Origin of the sequence: Sediminitomix flava, assembly GCF_003149185.1 — a bacterium.
In the GTDB taxonomy this organism is placed as follows: Bacteria; Bacteroidota; Bacteroidia; order Cytophagales; family Flammeovirgaceae; genus Sediminitomix; species Sediminitomix flava.
Genome location: NZ_QGDO01000001.1, coordinates 646,252 through 667,178, shown reverse-complemented (window position 1 = coordinate 667,178; position 20,927 = coordinate 646,252). Strand labels below are relative to the sequence as shown.

Below are 20,927 nucleotides of genomic sequence, written 5' to 3'. Positions count from 1 at the left end.
TTTATGTTTTAGAAAATATATCCTACGGACAAACCATAAGTTATTCCGTATTTAATATTGAATACTTCAATGTCTCGAATTGAGCTATCTCCGAATTCCTTTTGTTCATATCGAATTTCTGGATTGAGTATGTTGCTTAGTTTGGCATCAATTTTCCATTTCTCATTCAGCTTATTTTTCCAAACCAAATCGAGAGTTGGGACTGATTTTTCATAAATATCACCTACACCTTGTGCTCCTGCAGAATTCAATCTTTCACCAAATACATTGAAAACTAAAGTCGCTGTAGTGTACCAAGCATCTGTAAGCTGATCGTGATAAGAACCTGATAAATTAATGATGTAAGGAGATGCCCCTTCTAGTGGACGGTTGTTGTTTGTCATACGCTGTGCATCGACACTATTGCCTAGTTCAATTCTAGAATAAAGCAATGATGCATTAAAGTCTAAATCCCAATGTGCGCCAAGTTTCTTTGAGAATTCAAACTCGACTCCAAATAAATGAGCTAAATCCGTATTTATGAACGTGTATAAAGCTCCTCCTCCTTGGGGTACACTGATTTGTTCGATTGGATTATCGAATATTTTTCCAAATAATGTTACTGAAATCAACTCTCCAGGATTAGGGAAGTATTCGTATTGGAAATCTAGATTGTAGTTATTAGAATTTTCAAGATCGGGATTACCTTCTATCAACCTTCTGTCTGATCTTTGGTACTGGAATGGAATCAGTTCCAAGAATCTTGGACGCGTTAGGGTTTTACTAAAAGCAAATCGATAGTTGACTTTTTCTGATCTTGCATACTTAACAGTCAAAGATGGTAGAGGATCGTTGGTTGTATAATCTTCACTTCTGAACGGACTATTAAAGTTGTCTTGTAAAGTTCTGAAAGAAACTTCCTGACTACCATGTTCAAATCTAATTCCTAAAACAAGCTTCCAGATTTCTGTAAGATTCCAATCATAAAGTAAAAACCCTCCGTAGACATTCTGATCTACCATAAATTTATGCTGAGCAACGTCGATACCGTTGGTGTATTCGTATGCTGAACCAAAATTGCTATTGTTTAGAAAGGCATCTGGGTTGTTTACATCAACTCTAGGGTTTCCGAAAAATCGAATATTATACTGAAAGTTCGTAACATCTCTAGTTTTCAATTTGACTTGCCCTCCAAATGAAAGTCTTCCTTTGTAAGTTTCCCCGACACTTCCGTGCTTGTAGTTCACTTTAGCCAATCCAGAATACTCTTGATCGTCCATATCGCCGAAAAATCGGTGATTGTCGGCTCTACTATTTGTCAAGAAGTTGACTGAATCTACGCCTGGCGAATAACCTTGAAATGCCAACTGCTTTCGATCGGGTTCATAACGATTGGTATTGGCAAAAGAACCTCCCCATTCCAAATCAAAACGCTCGTTTAAAATATGTTCTCCTTTTAGTTGAGCTATAAAAACTTGGCTTTGTAGAAATGTTCTTCTTCGGAATAAAATATCATCACGATCTAGATCGTCAACAAAACCTGCTCTATCTTCAACCAAATTCTTTGAGTCATTGACAAATAATAAGTTCAAGCCAAGGTTGTTATTATCGTTGATGTCTAAGTTGAAGTTTGCTAATGCTGTTGTTAAGGTCGACAGTTTCCAGTCTTCAAGATCAAATGATGATAAATCTCGCCCATTGGCATCAAGGTTTCTCACAATTCCTTCCACTCTTCTATAGTCATATTCATAGCCTAGTGTAGCCATAAACCCTAAGCCCATATTTCCAATAGGAAAGAGTTTTCCTCCAGTTACATTTCCTCCAAAATCTATTGGAGCATTGTATGTCGATTGGTTGAAGCCTTTAGGGAAAGGATCACCATCTGTAGGAAGAACAGGGTTATTATTTCCATCAACACCCAGTGGATTGTCTGAGTCAGAATTCTTGAATCCGAAATTATTACCACTGTTTTGTACTCTGAAATCTTGAAAAGTAGTAATTGTATTTCCCGATGCTCCAAGTGAAATATCTAAGAATGGAGAAAGAGGAGCTCTTCTTGTATCAATCATAACTGTTGCACCTCCAAAATCACCGTATTGATCTGCTTGAAAAGTTTTAGCAACAGATATATTTTCTACAATATCGGTTGGAAAAATTTGAAGTGGCATAACCTTCTTATCGGGGTCGGTTGAAGGAATCGGGAGGTCATTCATCATTACGCTATTATACCTGTCACCAAGTCCGCGTACGTAAACGCCTTTGCTTCCTACTTTGGCTATACCTGAGATTTTGGCAACGCCTTCTTCCACATTTGAAACACCCTGTACAGCTAATTTTTCGGCTCCAATACTCTGAACCATACTAGCTGCTTTTTTTCGTTCCACCAGTAATGCTTCATCGGAGGTTTTATCAATCTGACCTTTTACAACAACTTCCTCTAGTTCTTCAGCATCTACAGGAAGTAAAACTTCTACGTCTAAATCATTATTGGTGAGGTCAACTTCTTTCTCTAAATCTTTATAACCCACATAAGATACTTTGAGGGTATAAAAGCCAGGTTCTATTTCAAGTTCAAATTTCCCATAGATATCTGTGGCTTTACCTATGGTTGTTCCTTTAATCAAGACGTTTGCGCCAATTACTTCTTCTCCTGTAGCTTCATCTTTGACTGTCCCTGTTAGTTTTCTCTTCTCTTGACTTAATGCTACAATTGAAAGAGTAGCAAAAAAACAAAAGAGTATAAGTTTTTTCATATCTGGGTTATAGCTAGGTAGTAAATATCATCCACACCTTTTTCTTGACATTTTTTGCAATTGTACAGTCTTAAGATTACCAAATAATAAAGCTATTATCTCGATTGTATTTCTCTAGTGTTACGAATGTTTATAGAAGATAAACTGAAGAAAAGAGCGACTTCAAATTATGAATGAACGTCTTTTATGAGTTTAACTATTTATGGGGAATTATAAGGATTTTGACTTGAATTAGAATTTGTTTAATAGACAGATTCACAGTCTGTTAATATTGATGTGTGGTGTTAGAAGTATTCTAAAACAAGTGAAAAAGCACATTCTACTTTTGATGAAATTAGCATTGATAGTTTCTAAATAATTGTTTGTGAGTGTGTTTTGAAGTTGTCTTCTTTTAAAGATTCTGAAAAGTATTTCTTTTTGATAGGAAAACTACCATATGATTGAACAAGTGATAATTTGAGTAATGTTCAGATACTAAAAATCCTCACCTAAAGAGATTTAGGTGAGGATAGCTGATATTGTGATAACAATTAAAGTTTGATAAGACGGATATAGTCAATGAGGGCATTATTTATATCTACATTCATATTCTCATCATAGTCTTCAAACTTTAATGAAAGTTGATTTTTTCCTTTTTTCAAATACACTTTGTTCGAGTTCGAGTATGACCAATTCGACCATTCATCAGTGCCTCTTTGTGCCATAACAACACTACCTATTTTATTATTTTCTAAGAATAGTGTACGTAGCGCACATTTATTATCTGTATTCCAAGGTCCGCTTCCATTTGAATACCTGAAGTCAATTAAATATTCCCCATCGGCAGGGACTTTTACATCAAATACAAAGTTACGATTAGCCAATTTTGAGATTTCAATAGCTCCAATTCCTGTGAAATCAGTGAGTTTTTTGTCGCTTATTTTAGCAAAACGTTCTGCTTCGATTAGACTTTCATTTTTCTCATTATAAACTTTAATAGGCTCTGAAAGGAATGAAACAAATCCTTCGGTGTCTATAGCTCTTACGGAAACCTCTTGGAAGTTCTGTTCCTCAATTTTAATTGAAGTTTTATCAGTAGTTTCTTTCAGTTTTCCATTTACAAAAATCTCGTACTTCTGAGCTCCTTCAATTTTCTCCCAACTAATGATATTCTTGGTCAGAGTAGTTTCTGGTGTAGGGAGCATCACATGGTTTTCCACAAGTTGAAGAGGAGCGTCTTTAAACGAGTTATTTGCTAGTTGAATTTCAATTTGATGTTTACCTTCTAAAGATGAGGAAATAGCTGCATCTTGTTCTATGCCATCCACTTTAAAACTTTTTATTTTATTTCCATGTCCAGAAATAGTGATATCTAGAATTGCATTTCGGTAAGTGAAATTTGTAAGTGTTTTTTGCCCTTGATAAGCCTGAGGAATTACAGGGCTAAATTTCAATTGTTCTGCCTGAAAATCCATTCCGAAAAAAATCTTATACACTAAGCCTAGTGAACCAGCCACACTCCAAAGCTGATAGTTTGAATTTAGTTCGGTACCTGCGAAATCCCCTGTGGAAGCAACCATGTTTTCTTTGTTAGTTAAGAACAAAGCTAATGCTCTGTAAATAGAAGCTAATCCATGTTCTAGTATTGCTTCATTCCCTACTTGTGCAGCAGCAAGGTTCCAAAACATTTGTACGAAAGGCCAAACACTATCATTGTGATAAGGAGGAATACCATTTAGTTGAGGGTAAACTGTTGGGATTCCGTAAGTCATGTTAGGAGTGTTAGCAATTACTCGATTTGATCGTTTCTGATCACCTATACCGAATAGTACGGCAAATGCTTCACCAAGTGCTTCAGAGTTTGGTGAGGTTATTTTATTGAAACGACCATATTGGTATTGTGCGTAATAGCCTTTGTCTTCTAGCCAAAAGTTGGCATTAATTTCAGCCTTAAGATGGTCTGCTTTTAAGTTATATTTCTCTATATTTTCTTTCCCAAGAACTTGCCCCATTTCATGTAGAATCTTAAGAGACTGGTAGTAGACAATATTCGTACTCAGGCCAGTTGATTGTGAGATATCTACATTATCCATCCATCTTGGGTAAGTTTGCTTTCTCCAATCAGTAAATGAAGTTTCTCCTTTTACAATTTCTTTGGTATTCCAAATGACTTCTAGGTCATCATCGACTGTATTTTTAATAATTTGGAAGACCTCTTCTAACCAATCATTATCACCTGTTACTTTATAAATTTCCCATGCGGCTAGTGTCCATACAATTCTATCTGTAGATACAGGCCATGCTCCACCAGAACCCGTGTCTTGTACGATTCGGTTTCTTTTTACTTTTTTTCTCAATGATGTTTTACATCTTTCGGGGTCAACTTGAGCGAGGCCTAAAATTATGGCATAACTCACATCACGAGTCCAAACACCAGCCCATTTTTCTCCAGTTCTGAAAGTACCATCAGCTTCGCTTAGTTTAATGACTTCTTCAAGTGTCAAATTATAAGCGGCATCCATTAAAGGAATATCTGTATTTAATTGAGGAAAGTTGCTAATATCTTCTTCTAGAGTCCAAACATTCTTTGTTTTTAGATCCTCATTATGTGGATTGAGAACGATAGTAGTTTCATAAATTCCGTCATTATCTTCATCAGTGAGACGTTCTCCATTATTTCCTCCAAGATTTTCAAAATCCCAACGAAGAGGGTATGAACCTCCGGCTATACAAACCTCTTTAAAATCGACCTTTGCTATTTTATCGCCATGAATAGTCTCGTAGAATCCTTTTTCTTCAAATGATTTTAAAACCTCATTCATATCTAGTCTGAATGTAACTTTAGTATTCGGCGCTAAAGGTTTGTTATCTGTCGGTTGATTTTGATCAGAAAACTGTTCACCAAACTTTATAATGGGTGTTTCATATTCATTTCCGTTAGGTTGGATGAAAACTCTATGGTTAACACCAAAGTCTAGTTCATTATCTTTTTGATTAATGGCAAACTTAAAATCAATTACAGGACTATAATTGAGGTGTTTTGGAGATTGATAGTCTGATGATATTTGTTTACTACCGATGATTTCAGCAGTGAATTTTCCTTGTACAACTTCATTTTTACTAATTGAAAATTCGGGAGAAGAGTAGATAAATTCCTCATTTTTATGATTCTGAGAGGAACATGCAGTGAGGAGGGCTGCACTTAAAAAAGCCAGTGTCTTTAATTTCATAATTACTTTCTTAAAAAATATAAGTGTAAGATAGTAAACTAATGTAGTTGATACTGTTGATATGTAAATCCTTTAACAAAATAAAAGGTTGCTCCCACTAAGAAGCAACCTTAATCTATGAAACATTGATTAGACTTTAATATCCAGGATTTTGAGTCAAATTAGGGTTGGCAATAAGCTCAGTAGAAGGAATCGGGTACAGGTCTCGGAACTCATCTGCTGCTCGGCCTTCTACAGGACCACCTTTGAATGGCCATAGGTAGTCAGCACTTGTGAATAGCCCGAATCTGATAAGGTCAGTTCTGCGGTGCCCTTCCCAATACAATTCTCTTGATCTTTCAGCAATGATGAAGTCAAGATCAATATCAGCATCTGTAATATTCTGATTGCCGTCTCCAAAAGCTCTATTTCTAATCTCGTTGACTAAGTCGACAGGGGCATATCCTCCTTGGTTAGCACCTCTTTCAACAGCTTCAACATACATAAGATATACATCTGCTAATCTGAACAGTGAGAAGTCTGTATCTGGGAATGAGTTGTTTCCAGCAGCTTGCCCATCTGATCTCACGTTTGTGAACTTAGGAACAGCATAACCTACTTGGAAGTTACCCAATTGATTGTCGTCTGTAATATCTCTTTCTTGACCATCTGTAAAGAAAATAGCTCGAGAATCTGTACTTGTTCCATCATCTTCAACAGGAGCAACTTCTTCAAAGGTGTTGACAAGGTTTTGAGTTGTTCTTAAGCCCCACCAACCACCATTCACACCGTATTCGAATGGATCCATATTTCCGCCGATAGCTGCAAACACTAGGAATGTCGTCCCCCCGAAGGTTTGAGAGTTCTCTCCATCAAAATTTATAGAGAAGATTGTTTCTTTTCTTCGATCATTATCTGCACCAAATAGTTCAGCATAATTTTCTTCTAGAGTAAATGCACTTCCGCCACCAAATTCGGATTCGTCAATAACAAGTTCGGCAAAGATTCTTGCACTGTCGTATTTTGCCTGTCCAACATAAACTTCAGAATTTAAGTACAATTTAGATAGTAATGTCCATGCAGAGGCTTGACTCGCTCTACCATAGTCAGCAGATGCGGCTGGAGATAAATCACTTTCAAGATCAAGTAAATCTGTTGTAATGAAGGTAAATACCTCTTCTCTTGTAGATTGTTCTGGAGGAGTTAATCCTACACTCGAATTTGTCTCGGTGAGTAATGGGATATCACCATAAAGATCAATACCATGAAAATAACTCAGCGCTCTAAGGTATCTCGCTTCAGCTCTATACTGAGGCATAATTTGTAGAACTGAATCTGGTGTGCTTCTACTCGCTAATTTCTCATCAGTAGTTTCCCTTAAGAATTCATTGATTTGAGAAATTTGGAAATAGATACGGTCATAAACGGCTCTGTTAAACTGGTTATCAGAAGACCAGGTTAGACGAACAATATCTGGAAGACCTGCATCACCCCATCCAATAACTACTTCATCTGTAGGGATTTGCTGAAGTTGCCAATATTGTCTTAGATAACTTGAAAAACCTTCATCGATTTGTTTGATATCACCGTTACCAGCAGGACCTGCTTGCCCTGTTAGAGCAAGACCAGCGTACAACTTATTTAGGAAGGTACGGTATGACGATGGTTCATTGTATACGTTTACTTCGGTGATGAGTGTAAATGGTTCCTCATCTAAGTCTGTACATGCACTCCCTACCGATACTAAGCATAGAAGTACAAATATTTTATGTATGTATTTTTTCATTGCTAAAATCAAGATTAGGATTAAAAACCAAGACTAAGACCAATCAACCAAGTTCTCGAGCGAGGGTAAACATTATTGTCTATACCTGTAGGTGTTTCAGGGTCAATACCATCGTAACCAGAGACTAGGAATAAGTTTTGGGCTGTTACATATGCTCTCAAGTTCATGTTATCAACAAGGTCATTGAAAGTGTATCCTAGCGTAATGTTATCTAGTTTTAGGAAACTACCGCTTTCAAGGAAGTAGTCTGAGAAGTATTGTGGTTCTCTGAATGGAATTTGACGAACTCTTTTATCAACGTTTGACAAGAAGTCTCCATTTCTAATTGAGTTAGTTTGAAGTAGGTCGGATTTATTGTTGTTATAAACCCAGTTGTTCAAGTTGCTTCGAAGAGTAAATAAGAGGTCGAAATTCCAGAAGTACATCGTAGAAGTAAGTCCTAAAATCCAATCGGCAGCAGGTTTTTTGTATACTGTTTTATCAAGGTCATTGATAATTCCATCACCATTCTGATCAACATAGATGTCAAGGTTGTTTGCGTTACCATCTCCGTTGTGGTCTACACCGTCTACCAATGGTAATCCATCTTGGAAAATGTGCTCAAATACAAAGAATGAATTTACAGGCTCTCCTTCTCTCAAAATTTGGATGGTGTTACCAGTACCCCCTGATATACCTCCGGTTTGGAATCCTAAGAAATCATCACTGTCAATTACATCTAGACTTCTAATTTCATTCACATTGTAAGCAGCATTCAAGCCTACATTCCATTGGAAGTTTGGTCTATCTAATGCAACGGCATCGAACGTAAATTCAACTCCTGTATTTCTTAATGATCCAATGTTTGTCAGAATCACGTTGGTAAGGTTGGAACCACCTGGTACAGAAATTTCAAAAAGAAGGTCTTCCGTATCTTTTAGATACCAATCGACTTCTACATTGTATTTACCTTCAGCAAATCCCGCTTCGATACCAACGTTCCATTGTTTTGTTTCTTCCCATTTTAGACCAGAATCAAATCCGTTTGCTCTTACTGTAGGTTCGAAACCACTTCCGATAGGATAGCTTGCTCTGTTATCACTAAATGTATAAGTAGAAAGGAAGTTGTAATCTCCAATTTCTTGGTTACCCGTAATACCGAAACCTGCACGAAGTTTCAGATCTGCTAACCAACCGTCTGTAGCTCTCATCCAAGGTTCGTCGATAATTCTCCATGCAAAGGCAATAGAAGGGAAGGTACCCCAACGGTTATCTTCTCCAAATCTTGATGAACCATCTCTACGCAATGTGAAAGTGATATTGTATCTGTTGTAGAATGAGTAGTTCAATCTACCCCAGAACGAGATCAGTTTATTGGCTTGTTTGTTGAAGAAAACTTGACTGTCTCCTGCAAAACTAGCGGCATTTTCTCCCAAGATGTCATTACCAATATTGAAGGCTCTATAACCTGGGAATTCTGAAATAAATCTTTGCCAAGAGTAACCTAAAGTAACATCTACACGGCTATGAATTTCTTCAAATTCTTCTCTCCAGTTTAAGTAGATATCCATCAAGTTATTGACTCTACTGAAGTTTTCATTTCTGATCTGACCATTACCGTTGTCGCTTCCGAATTGCTCACGTAAGAAGTAAGGGTCGTAACGTCTACGGTGTCCTGTATTAATATCAACACCTAAGTTTAAGATCGCTGATAGTTTGTCATAGAAATGAAGTTTGTAATCGAGTTTTACGTTACCTAATCCCCTGTATGAAGTACCATTATCTTCAATTTCATTTTGAAGTGCAATAGGGTTTTTAGGAGCGTTGATGTTCTCATATTCGAAGTATCCACCATAGATACTTTCAGGGTCTCTGATCGGTTGAGTTGGGTCAAATCGAATTGCACTACCAACTACACCACCGTTTACAAACTTATCTTCATTTTGAGCACCTTTGAAGTTGATGTCTAGTTTAAGGTGACTATCTAGTAGTGTACTTTGAGATGCAATATTGAATGTTACCCTTTCCGTTTCTGAGTTTTTAAGAATACCCTCTTGGCTAAAGTATCCGATAGAGGTTCTAACATTGAATTTTTCAGCACCTGCAGAATAACTCACTGTATGGCTTTGACCAATACCAGTCTGTAAAGTTTCGTCATACCAGTTTGTATTTGCTTCACCTAATAAACCTGCTCTATCTGGAAATTCTGTAGTTACATAATCTCTGTAAGATTGAGGTGAAAGTTGATCAGGAGAACCGAAGTCTTGACTGAATGAGATAAATCCATCGTATGAAAAAGAAACCTTTCCAGCTTTACCTTTTTTAGTGGTAATCAAAATTACTCCGTTTGCTGCTCTAGAACCATAAATAGCTGTAGCCGAAGCATCTTTTAGTACAGTAAATGATTCAATATCTGAAGGGTTGATCGAGTTTAGAGGGTTTCTACCGGCATCAAATCCACCAGGGTTGAATGCTGAGTTGTCAATTGGAACTCCATCAATTACATACAAAGGTTCGTTACTCGCATTTACAGAAGTACCACCTCTAATTCTAATAGAGTTTTGTGCACCTGGAGCTCCACTGTTTGAAGTGATAGATACCCCAGCAACTTTACCTGTAAGTAGTTGGTCAGGAGAAGTTAATGCCCCTTTGTTAAATTCAGCTGTTGATACAGCTTTTAATGAACCTGTGTTATCTTCTTTTTTCTGAGCTCCATAACCTACAACGACAACCTCTTCAAGCTCATCTACATCAGGAGCCATTTTAATATCGATTATAGATTGATTCCCGACCGTAACTCTTTGGTCCAAATATCCTACATATGAGAATACCAAATTATCGTCATTGGAAATGCCATTTAGGGTATAATTACCATCGAAATCGGTAGTAACCCCTTTAGATGTTCCTTCAACCAAAATACTTACGCCTGGCAATGGCGCTCCAGTTTCGTCTGTTACTGTTCCGCTTACACTGACTTCTTGTGCGGAAAGTACCAGAGGCAGTAGTAGAAACAGTAGTAAGTAACCTATTCGTCTTACAATGTTCATAGAAATGATAGTTTTTTGAGTCTTTATTTTTAGCCTTGTGTCATAAGTGGTTGTAAACCTAGATGTTCAAAACTGATTGATTTCGGCCATAAAATTTTAACCTTTCCGATGAACTTAGTACATGAGTAGGTTTAAGAAGTTTTAAGACTTATTTCGGGAATGAGCGTTGAAAAAAGAGGCAAAAAAATACCTACTTCAAGTATTTTTAGAAGTAGGCAAATATCTTTTTGGATGAATTAGAGTTTCTTAGTACCCAAGTATGTCAAGCATTTTTTCAGAACTTGTTTGTTCTTTGAATATTTCATACTTGTGATTCCCGTTTTCATCTTTATCAATGATGATCATTTTTGGGTCTGGTATCAAACAATGTGATATTCCTCCATAGCCCGCAATAGCTTCTTGGTAAGCTCCGGTGTGGAACATTCCAATATATTGTTTTTCATCTTTTTTGTCGAAAGCAGGCAAATAGATGTTAGCACTATGGGCTTCAGAGTTATAAAAGTCATCTGAATCACAGGTGATACCTCCAAGGTGTACCTGTTTGAAACGATTATTCCAGTTGTTGATAGCTAACATGATGAATTTGTGGTTTTTTCCCCAACTATCTGGCAGATGAGTTATAAATGAACCATCTATGATATACCACGCTTCTTTGTCATTTTGAAGCTTTTCATCAAGTACAGAATATATGATTGCTCCACTTTCTCCAACAGTGTAACTTCCAAACTCAGTTATGATATGTGGTGTAGGTGTTTTTTTTCCGTCACAAACATCTTTTATAACTTCCACGATTGCCGAAGCCATGTACTCGTGATCGTAATTATAAGAAAGGGAGTACTTTATTGGGAATCCACCACCAATATCTACACTGTCAATATCGGGAGTAAGTGCTTTCAATTCGGTGTACTTATAAATAAACTTGTTAAGTTCAGTCCAATAATATTGTGTATCTCTTATCCCAGAATTTATAAAGAAGTGAAGGAGTTTTAATTTGAAATTGGGATTAGGAGCAATCTTTTCTTGATAGAGGTTTACTACCTCACTGTATCGGATACCAAGTCGTGAGGTGTACATTCCAAAGTCGGGTTCTTCATCTGCTGCAACTCGTATACCTACATTTACAACTCTATCGAGATGCTCGTCATAATAATCAATTTCTTCAATGTTATCTACGATAGGAATACAATTGTGAAATCCCATTTTTATAAGATCTACAATAGCTTTTTTGTATGGTTCGGGTTTGAAGCCATTACAAAGAATCGTGATGTCATTTGTTATATCTCCACTTTTGTATAAACTTTTAATGATCTCAATGTCATAATGTGAAGATGTTTCAAGTTGAGCATTGTTCTTCAATGTCTCTTTAATCACATGTTTGAAGTGGCTCGACTTGGTACAGTAGGTGTAGATATAATCACCTTGGTAATTTTGTTTCTTAATAGCTTCTTTGAAAACTCGTTGAGCACGTTGTATCTGTTGACTGATTTTTGGCAGATAGCATAACTTCAGAGGAGTACCATATTTTTCAATAAGCTCCATGATTGGAACATTGTTAAATGATAATGTTCCTTCTTTTACATCAAACTCTTCAGTTGGGAAATCGAAGGTTTGATCAATCAGATCAAAGTAATTTTTCATTTAGCCCTTAAGCAAATCTAAGTTTGTTAATATAGAGTTTATGGACAATGTATTTATGTCAAATACATCTGTCTTACACTAGAACATTAATTGTATCTAATTAATGCCTAAACACTTTTTAAGGCTAAATTTTCTGTATTTGGGATTATTTTTTAGCTAATAAGATTTAAGCTCTTCAGAGGAGCCTTTTTACTATGTTTTAGTTCTATTTTTTAAAACGAAAAAATCCTGATATCGCAAATGAATCTGATATCAGGATTTTAATTTTTGATTGATGTATTATTTATCTCAGTAGTGTGATACTTCCAAAGTTGACAACTTGTTCATTGTTGATTTCATCATCATATTCCACCTTGTAAGTATAAACTCCTTGAGGCATCTCTTTACCATTATAAGTGCCATCCCAGGGGATAGAACTATCATTGGTTTCGAAAACAACAACTCCCCATCTGTCATATATTTTAAGAAGGAAGTTACTAGCATACTGCTCTTTTAATCTAAAACCATCGTTTCTACCATCACCATTAGGTGTAAATGCATTAGGGTAAGCAATTTGAGGAGCACATCGATCTGTTATGGTGACAATGTATTCAAAAGTACAACCTGTTGACACCGTAGTCGCAACTATTCGATAAATTCCACCTCCCTGTTCTGGGTTCATAGTAGTACCAGTAGTGCTTGATATGACATTACCATCTGTATCAAGCTGCTCCCAAGTAAGTAAATATTCAGAAGTTGGTAGATTAAAGTTTACAGTGAAATTTTGCTGTTCGAGCTCACAGAATTCATATTCGCTTGGGAATGCAAATAATGGATTTCCAAGGAAGTTGACCGAAATGGTATCTCTGACCTCGCAATTGTCGAGTGTAGCTACTACTTCAATTGTTGAAGAAATATTCGCTTGCTGTAGCAAGGCAGAGTCTGCATTAAGAATAACTCGTGCTTCATAAGGATTATCAGCATCTTGAATAGTTATACTTGAGGCATTACTTCCGATCACATTCCAAGTATAGTCATAGAAATTATATCTAGCATTAGCATCTGGAACAATGAGAATATCTTCCCCAGCACAGGCTTCAAATGAATCTACATATTGAAGCTCTGGGTTTAGAACGATTTCTACAATAATTGTATCGGAAGCTTGACACTGAGAGAACTGAGGATCTCCAGAAAAACTTTCATCTGTGACTACTCTTTCTAATTCAAAAATAGCACTACCGCTAGTCAGATTATTCGGGTTGTATATTGCTTCTCGAATTTGTAATTGGGCTGCATTTAAATTTTCAAAATCAATTTGAACGGTAGAAGGCCCTTCACCAGTTTGAGTGATCACTCGCCATGAATAACTGTAATTTCCAGATGGATTAGCTTCTTTACCAATGAGAGGGTTATCACTTTCACACACTTGAATATCATCACCCAGATCTGCTTCAGCTACTGGAAGCCCTCTAAATATTACAGTTGTTTCTACGGTGTCGGAAAAACAACCCGTGATATCAGACATGACATACAATGATACATTCGCTGTAACTTCCTCTTCCGTTATATCAGATGCACTTAAAATGATTTCATAGTTAGTCAACGAATTTGCAGAAACTATACCTCCTGTGGTCGTACCTATTTCCCAGAAATAGCTAAGCTCGGCATCATTTCTATCTTCTCGTGGTGTCAGTGTGATAGATGCATCTCCACAGATTGGTCCAAAATTAGGTTCTAAAGTAACTATCGGACGGTCTTGTATTTCTATCGTTTGCTCTGTTCGTCCTAAGCAACCATCAGCAGAGCTAACACTTAAAGTCACGGTATATGCACCAGCACTTGTGTAAGTCTTAGGTAATGGATTTTGTCGAGTAGAACTACTTCCATCTCCAAATGTCCAAAGGTAAGTCAAGTCTGCACTTCCTGCATATGCAGTTTCATTTGTAAAGGTGATCGGACTTTCTACACATAAAGCATCAGTTGTAGAAAATTCAGCAAATGGAACTGGAGTTACTTGAATGGTTTCACTAATCGTATTTGAGCAGGTTTCCGCTGAAGTTACCGTTAAGAAAACTTCATAACTTCCAGTTGTCAAGCTAGTAGGGATACTCAAGTTCTGTTCAGTAGAGGTAAATACGGATGTATTTGTGGCATCATTTACCGTCCACAGATAGGTGTGAGGAATATCGGGAGTCAAAGTAGAACGATCTTCAATGACAATGGTATCTCCTTCACATTTTTGAATTACTTCAAATTCAGCAATTGGATTTGCTTTTATCTCAATTTCTAAAGTGTCGCTTTGTGTGGCACAATTGCCATCGTCAATTTCAAGGTAGAAATTATGGAAACCTATTGGCAAGAGGGTATTACTTACTACATATGATTCTGTTGAAGATGTAATCACAGTATCCATAAGCAGTAAACTTCCATCTGTTTTGTACCATCTAAAAGTGACAGGGTTATTTGTTGTATTCCAACTTGAGCCAGAAGAGAACAGCTCGAGTGTTTCACCTTCACATATCACTTCATCAGCAGTTATGGTAGCAATTGGTTTTTCAAATACCTCAATATTTCTAGTAACAGTTAAATTACAACTTGGATCAATGGTTTCCATAACCAATTCGAGTGTGTAATTACCCGCAGCAGTGAATATGAGTTCTACATCTTGAGTGTTGCCATCAATGATACCTTGACCTGAATTGTCACTTGTGAGGTAATAATCCCAAGTATAGGATAAGACTTCATTGCCATTAATATCAACACCAACTCCTGATAAAGATAATGGATCGCCTAGGCATGCAATAAGTGGATCTGGAGAAGCGGGTAATATCTCTTGTCTTAAATTTGATAAATCGGCGTCTAGGGTGATATTTTTTGTGATTACATAATCATTTCCACAATCCGCAGGATTTGTAGCAGTAGTAAAACCGATGGTAAGACTAGCTGAAATCGTTGTGTTATTTTTTGAGGCATCGAAGGTCACAGAAACTTCTTCTCCTGTGAGGTTCTGCCCATCAATTACCCAATTGTAGGTAAATCCAGATTTTCCAATTAAGTCATCATCTACCGCAGTGAAGTTTACAGTAAGTGGATTACAAGAACCGAATTCAAAGCCAAAATCAATACTTGGTACATCTATGATTTGAGAGATCGTATCTGTACATCCGTTATTTTCTGAAACAAGTTGTACAATATGAGTGCCTGGCGTAAATGTATGGTGTACGGTATCTTCTGTTACACTACGATTGTCTGTGCCATTACTCTCAAAATCCCAATGATAAGCGGTAACAGGACCTGTTGTATTTGAAGCATCAAAAATTACTCTCACATTTCCTTCACTGATAAAACAGACTTCACTTATCTCAAAGCTTGGAATTGGTGTTGGCTCAACTGTGATGTCTATAACCACAGGGTCTGATAAACAACCACTAGCAGAAAGCACTTGAACACTAGCCTGATAGTTTCCAATATTTGAATAGGTGTAAGTGAGTGTCGCTTCGCCATTTGCATCTGCTGCTAAACTAATAGGGGCTGTACCGTCTCCCATATCCCACTCAAAACTTGACACAGCAGCGGTGTTGAATACAGAATTGTCAATGATAGCAGAAATTGGTATTTCTAAAGGGTCACCCTCACAAGCAGTAAAGGTAGTGGCTACGGTAGGGGTTGCAACAGGGAAGATTTGTATGGTGTCTAAAACTTCCACATCACAGCCTTCAGATGTTGTAACGATAAGTCTATTGACATATTCCCCTTGAGTTGGATAAGTAAATGAAACACTGTCTCCGGTAGATTCTATATTTCCATCATTTTCAAAATCCCATTCATAGGAGGTTATCGTAATACCTGTAGTTCCTGCAGGGAAACTTGCTGAAGCAATAAAGCTAGAGGTAAGTCCTTCACAGAGGTTCTGATTTTGAATACTAACATTTGGTTGTGGAGTAACCGTAATTTCTTGTAAAGGAGAAAAAGCTTCACACCCCAATTCAGATTCAATGGTTGCTACAATCTCATATACTCCTGGTTCTGTAAATCCATCAAAAGTATTATCACCACCAATGTTTCCTACAAAAGAAGCGATAGATGCACCATCAAATTGTCTGAAAATAAAGTAGGTTAAGTTTGATAGAGGAATACCACTTGGGTGAGTCGAAATATCTGTCAGTGTAATTGCTTCTGAGGTTCCATCTTCAAGAAGGCAGACAGCGGTGTCTGAAACTGTGAAAGCCGTATTTGGACTTTCTTGATAAGTCAATGTAAAAGTAGAATCGGTTGTACAGTAAGTTTCTCCGTCAAATTCGATATCGAATAAAACCCTTATTGATCTTTCACCTAGTTGCTCTGTAAAACTTACGTCTGTCTGATTTGCTAGTCCTGTTTGTTCTGTTCCATCTATAAACCAGCTGACATTAGCTGTACCTAGTTGAATACTATCCAATAGTAGATTAAGAGCGTAGTCTCCTTCTCCCTCACATAAAACAGTGTCAATAATCGCTAATTCTGGACAGGCCAAAACTTCAATTTGTCTAGTTACTTGAGGGGATAAGGTACATCCTACACTATCTGATAATACAAGAGTAGGGTTATAAATTCCAGGTTGCGTATAAGTATGTTGAGTGGTGTATAACAAACTATCCGTTATACTTAAATCTCTTTCGCCAAGACCTGTGGTACCATCGCCAAAATCCCAAAGGAAACTAAAGTCTTCATTAGTAGGTATTGGGAAGCCTTCAAAGTTTACAGTAAGAGGAGCATAACCAATTTCTTTATCTATCCTGTAGTCTCCGTCAGGGCCTCCAACTTTGATGAATCTTGGCTTATCTATAGTTACAGAACAACCTAAAGAGTCTGTTACAGTTAAAGAAACATCGTACCCTTCAGTGTTTGGAATGGTGTAATTATAGGTGATAGTCGGAACTGAGTCTGTCATAACTATACCATCTCCAAAGCTCCAAGTATAGGATGCAATTCCATTTAAACCTTGGCTTTCTAAAACATCTGAATCTAGAAAAGCATCGGCAGTAAAAGTTGCTTCAAGCGGAATACAGTTGGAACTACCATTATCTACAGTAAAGTCAGCTATGATTGTATCTTTTGCAACTTCAAATGTAAATGTAGATGTGTTAGGACAGTTGTTTTGGTCGAATACCATTACGGTTCCTGTATATTGTCTGGCAGGGTCACTTCCTTCATAAAATTTAGGACCTGTAGCCCAAGTACCAATATTGAAGAAATCCATATCAGGATCGCCATCTACATAAAATAAACCAAACAGAGGTAATAAACCATGGGTTGAGTCTTGCTCAACTTCAAAGTTGACCATAGCACCTTTTACATCATTTTCACAGACATATTCTAAGTCGAAAGGTTGTTTCGCCTCAGGAACAGGACGTGTAGGTCTGATGATCATAGAAGTAGAATCTGTACATCCGTTTGCAGCTGTAACTCTCATAGTCACTGTGTAAAAATCTTGTTGTGGATAAGGATTTCCTAGAGGTGAAATATAATCTACGGAATCGGTATAACTGTATTCGAATGGGAAGTCATCAGTACTAGTTATGATAGATGTATTTCCATCACCGAAATCAAACTCCCATTGTTGAATTTCAGATACAGAAACAGAGTTGTCATAAAATGTGACAGCAGAGTCAAGACATGTACCTGCAGGACAGTAATCAAAATTGGCAGTTACACCACCAACAATTATTTCATCATTATATACATGTTCAAATTCACAACCATTATCAGTGGTAATTTTAAGACGGACACTATAGTTTCCTGGTATGTCGTAAGTGATATTGGCAGTATTAGAACTGGATATCTGGCTTTCTCCATTACCAAAATCCCATGCATATTCTGTGATTTGAGTACCTGAGATAGCAATGTTTGATACTATAGAATACGTATTTGGAGCACAAGCATCGGTGTCTGTTTGTGAGAAAATTACGGCATTTTCAAAATTTGGAGAACTAGAGTTAGGTTTGGTATAAGTTCCAGTGGTGAAGTCAATACAGCCATCAGGGTTTTTGGTTAAGTCATTTGATGGATCGAAAGGGTCTGATACGATGAGTTCCCAAGTTACAGTTTGTCCCGTAGCTAGCGGTATTCCGACGTATTCATCTGATGATGTAAAGACATCTCCTGTTTCTTGAACAGTGAATGTCCAATCTAGAGTGGCATTTGAGGTCATTACTGATCTATTTATAAAATAGACTGAATCTCCACTCGCACATAATGGGGTATAAAGTTCAGCTGCAGCTTTGGGCATCTTAACCTCAGTAACTTCCTTTTCGATACACTCCCAACAGCCATTTGAGAAGTACCATAATTTAGCACTTTTCATTCCAGGGTTTTGATCATCATAAACATAGAACCCGTTGGTTAATCCACTACCACCATCCATTACTGTATTTGATTGAGTGAAATCCCAATAAGTAGAGATAGGAAATGGATTTGCTGTGTTTAAAACTGATTCGTTGGTAAATCGGACTGTATCTCCATTACATATTTCAGAAGCGGCATCTGAGCTAAAATCTAATGAGCTTGGTGAGATTCCGACCTTTATGGTGTCAGAAAGAGTAGTAGAACTTGTACAACCACCATCTGCAGAGATACTCAGCTGTACAAAATAATTACCTGCTTCAGGGAAAACTATCTGAGGGTTTTGTTCTGTTGAACTTGAGGTAAAAGGATTCCCATTTAAATCTACTCCTGTGATTTGCCAATTATATGTGAGAGGAACAACAGCTCCACTTCCATCGAATAATTGAACTTGATACGGAGCACATCCACCTATGATTAATTGGGTGTCACTTTGAAAATCAGAAGGAATACAGGCTGTATTTGGAGCAACGTTTATTTGTGCATCCAATTCGGCTAAATTGACATATGCTTCTTTCAATTCAATTGTTTCACATCCAGTTGTAGTGAATACTGTTAACTCTACATCATAACTTCCTAAGATGGAATATGTGTGAGAGGGATTTAAAACTGCAGGGTCTGATGCGGAACCTCTCAGGAAGTTTCCATCTCCGAAATTCCAAATAATAGAATCGGCATCAGTGACTAAAGAGGTAAACTGTACTGTTTGATTATTCTGACAGAAGTTGGTTTCATCAGCCGTGAAATCTATACTCACATTTTCAAAGACTGTAATGTAATCTGTAACTGATACAAAATCAGTACAACTGTTAGTGTTGTCTAAGACTTGCATTGATACGGTGTATGTACCAGGAGTGTCATAAGTATGGCTTGGTGTAGCTATATTTTCATCAGAAAGAAAACCATTTATGCTATTTCCATCTCCAAAGTCCCAAGTCACTTCTGTGGTGTTTCTGTCAACTATATTTTCTATTTGCTCTTCAAAATTGACTGTAAAAGGCTCACAACCTTCCGTTTCTTCAGTTGTAAATGCGGCTATGGCAGCACTAAGTCTAATATTGACTTGGTCAGATACGGTACAACCCAATTCATCATCGGTTACATTCAATACCAATAAGTATGGATCATCTTGCATCGTATTGAAGGTTTGTGTTATTATAGAGTCTGTTGAAATAACCACACCGTCTAGTAACCATTCAAAAGTATAGTTTCCAGTAGGAACGTCAGCTGAAAATTCAATTGTTTGTGGTGCTGAGCAATACTGAAGTGGGGCTGAACTTGCAATATCAACTAAGAATCCATTTCCGACTGTTACCATGGCAGGGAATGTTTGAGATATTACACAACCATTGGCATCTTCTACAACGAGGGTTACGTCATAGACTCCTGCACTTTCATAGATGTGGCTAGGATTTTCATCTCTAGAAAAAGTACCATCTCCAAAATTCCAGAAATAACTACTAATGCCTCCAACAGCTTCTGAATTTACATCAGCTTGAAATTCAAAAGTCTCTCCAAAACAACCACTGTTAGGTGTGGCTGTCATATTTTGGATAGTTGGTAATGGGTTTAGAGTGATTTCTTCTGATTTTGTCAATCCAGTAGCAGCTCCTGCTGTGACAGTCAGTGTTACCGTATAGGTTCCTGGAGTTGTATATACTGCAATTGGATTATCAATGGTTGCAGAATTTCCATTTCCAAAATCCCACGAAACAGCGTCAGCACCAACGGAGGTGTTCTGAAATGATACTTGTAAGACTCCACATCCACTCCCTGAGGTGGAAGTTGTAAAGTTAGCTTCTTGCGCATAGCTAGTTAATGATATGCAAAAAAGGCAGAGATATATTAATATTTTCAGCTTGGTCTGCATGTATAATTGGGTTAGTAGCTTAGAATTAAATTGTTATCGGTTAAGAAGAGACCATGAAACTTATAAAGCGTATAAGTAGATTGATATATAGTTCTAATTCAGTTCAAGAATTTTGCACTTTTTCCTACAATGCACAAAAAAAGGTTGAGCATGTAAGTTTTTGAAGTAAATGAGTGCAAAACCCTGTTTCTATTCTTCAATTATTTTTCATTCTAACTGAAAATGGTACATCTGAGAAAATGAAATAAAAAAAGGACTCTTCAAATAGAAAAGTCCTTTCCAAGAAAACCAAATGATTACTGCTTGTCAGTTCGTTTATACATTCTA

General features: G+C 37.1%; 6 protein-coding genes. All 6 read right to left on the bottom strand.

The annotated features are described in order from the left end of the window. Positions 1–8: 8 nt before the first annotated feature. The 6 genes from BC781_RS02540 to BC781_RS02515 all read right to left on the bottom strand — a co-directional run bounded on the left by BC781_RS02540 (position 9) and on the right by BC781_RS02515 (position 20,600). The gene (locus tag BC781_RS02540) at positions 9–2,732 is read right to left on the bottom strand and encodes a TonB-dependent receptor (RefSeq protein ID WP_109615676.1); all 2,724 of its coding nucleotides are present in this window, start codon (positions 2,730–2,732) and stop codon (positions 9–11) included. Positions 2,733–3,262: 530 nt separating this feature from the next. Beyond that, positions 3,263–5,941 (bottom strand): alpha-L-rhamnosidase-related protein, encoded by a 2,679-nt coding sequence (locus BC781_RS02535; protein WP_109615675.1) that lies wholly within the window; start codon positions 5,939–5,941, stop codon positions 3,263–3,265. A gap of 136 nt (positions 5,942–6,077) precedes the next feature. Next, entirely contained in the window at positions 6,078–7,706 is a 1,629-nt protein-coding gene (locus tag BC781_RS02530) for a RagB/SusD family nutrient uptake outer membrane protein (protein ID WP_109615674.1), read from the bottom strand. A 20-nt stretch (positions 7,707–7,726) separates the two neighbouring features. Continuing rightward, positions 7,727–10,732 (bottom strand): SusC/RagA family TonB-linked outer membrane protein, encoded by a 3,006-nt coding sequence (locus BC781_RS02525; RefSeq protein WP_109615673.1) that lies wholly within the window; start codon positions 10,730–10,732, stop codon positions 7,727–7,729. A gap of 246 nt (positions 10,733–10,978) precedes the next feature. Further along, positions 10,979–12,370: a type III PLP-dependent enzyme domain-containing protein gene (locus BC781_RS02520; protein WP_109615672.1), complete on the bottom strand. Its 1,392-nt coding sequence runs from the start codon at positions 12,368–12,370 to the stop codon at positions 10,979–10,981. Between the two features lie 283 nt (positions 12,371–12,653). Beyond that, positions 12,654–20,600 (bottom strand): PKD domain-containing protein, encoded by a 7,947-nt coding sequence (locus tag BC781_RS02515; protein WP_109615671.1) that lies wholly within the window; start codon positions 20,598–20,600, stop codon positions 12,654–12,656. Between the last annotated feature and the right edge of the window lie 327 nt (positions 20,601–20,927).

Excerpts from the sequence above, each read along its gene's own strand:
- BC781_RS02530 (WP_109615674.1), bottom strand. The coding sequence starts at position 7,706 with ATGAAAAAATACATACATAAAATATTTGTACTTCTATGCTTAGTATCG.
- BC781_RS02535 (WP_109615675.1), bottom strand. The coding sequence starts at position 5,941 with ATGAAATTAAAGACACTGGCTTTTTTAAGTGCAGCCCTCCTCACTGCA.
- BC781_RS02515 (WP_109615671.1), bottom strand. The coding sequence starts at position 20,600 with ATGCAGACCAAGCTGAAAATATTAATATATCTCTGCCTTTTTTGCATA.
- BC781_RS02525 (WP_109615673.1), bottom strand. The coding sequence starts at position 10,732 with ATGAACATTGTAAGACGAATAGGTTACTTACTACTGTTTCTACTACTG.
- BC781_RS02540 (WP_109615676.1), bottom strand. The coding sequence starts at position 2,732 with ATGAAAAAACTTATACTCTTTTGTTTTTTTGCTACTCTTTCAATTGTA.
- BC781_RS02520 (WP_109615672.1), bottom strand. The coding sequence starts at position 12,370 with ATGAAAAATTACTTTGATCTGATTGATCAAACCTTCGATTTCCCAACT.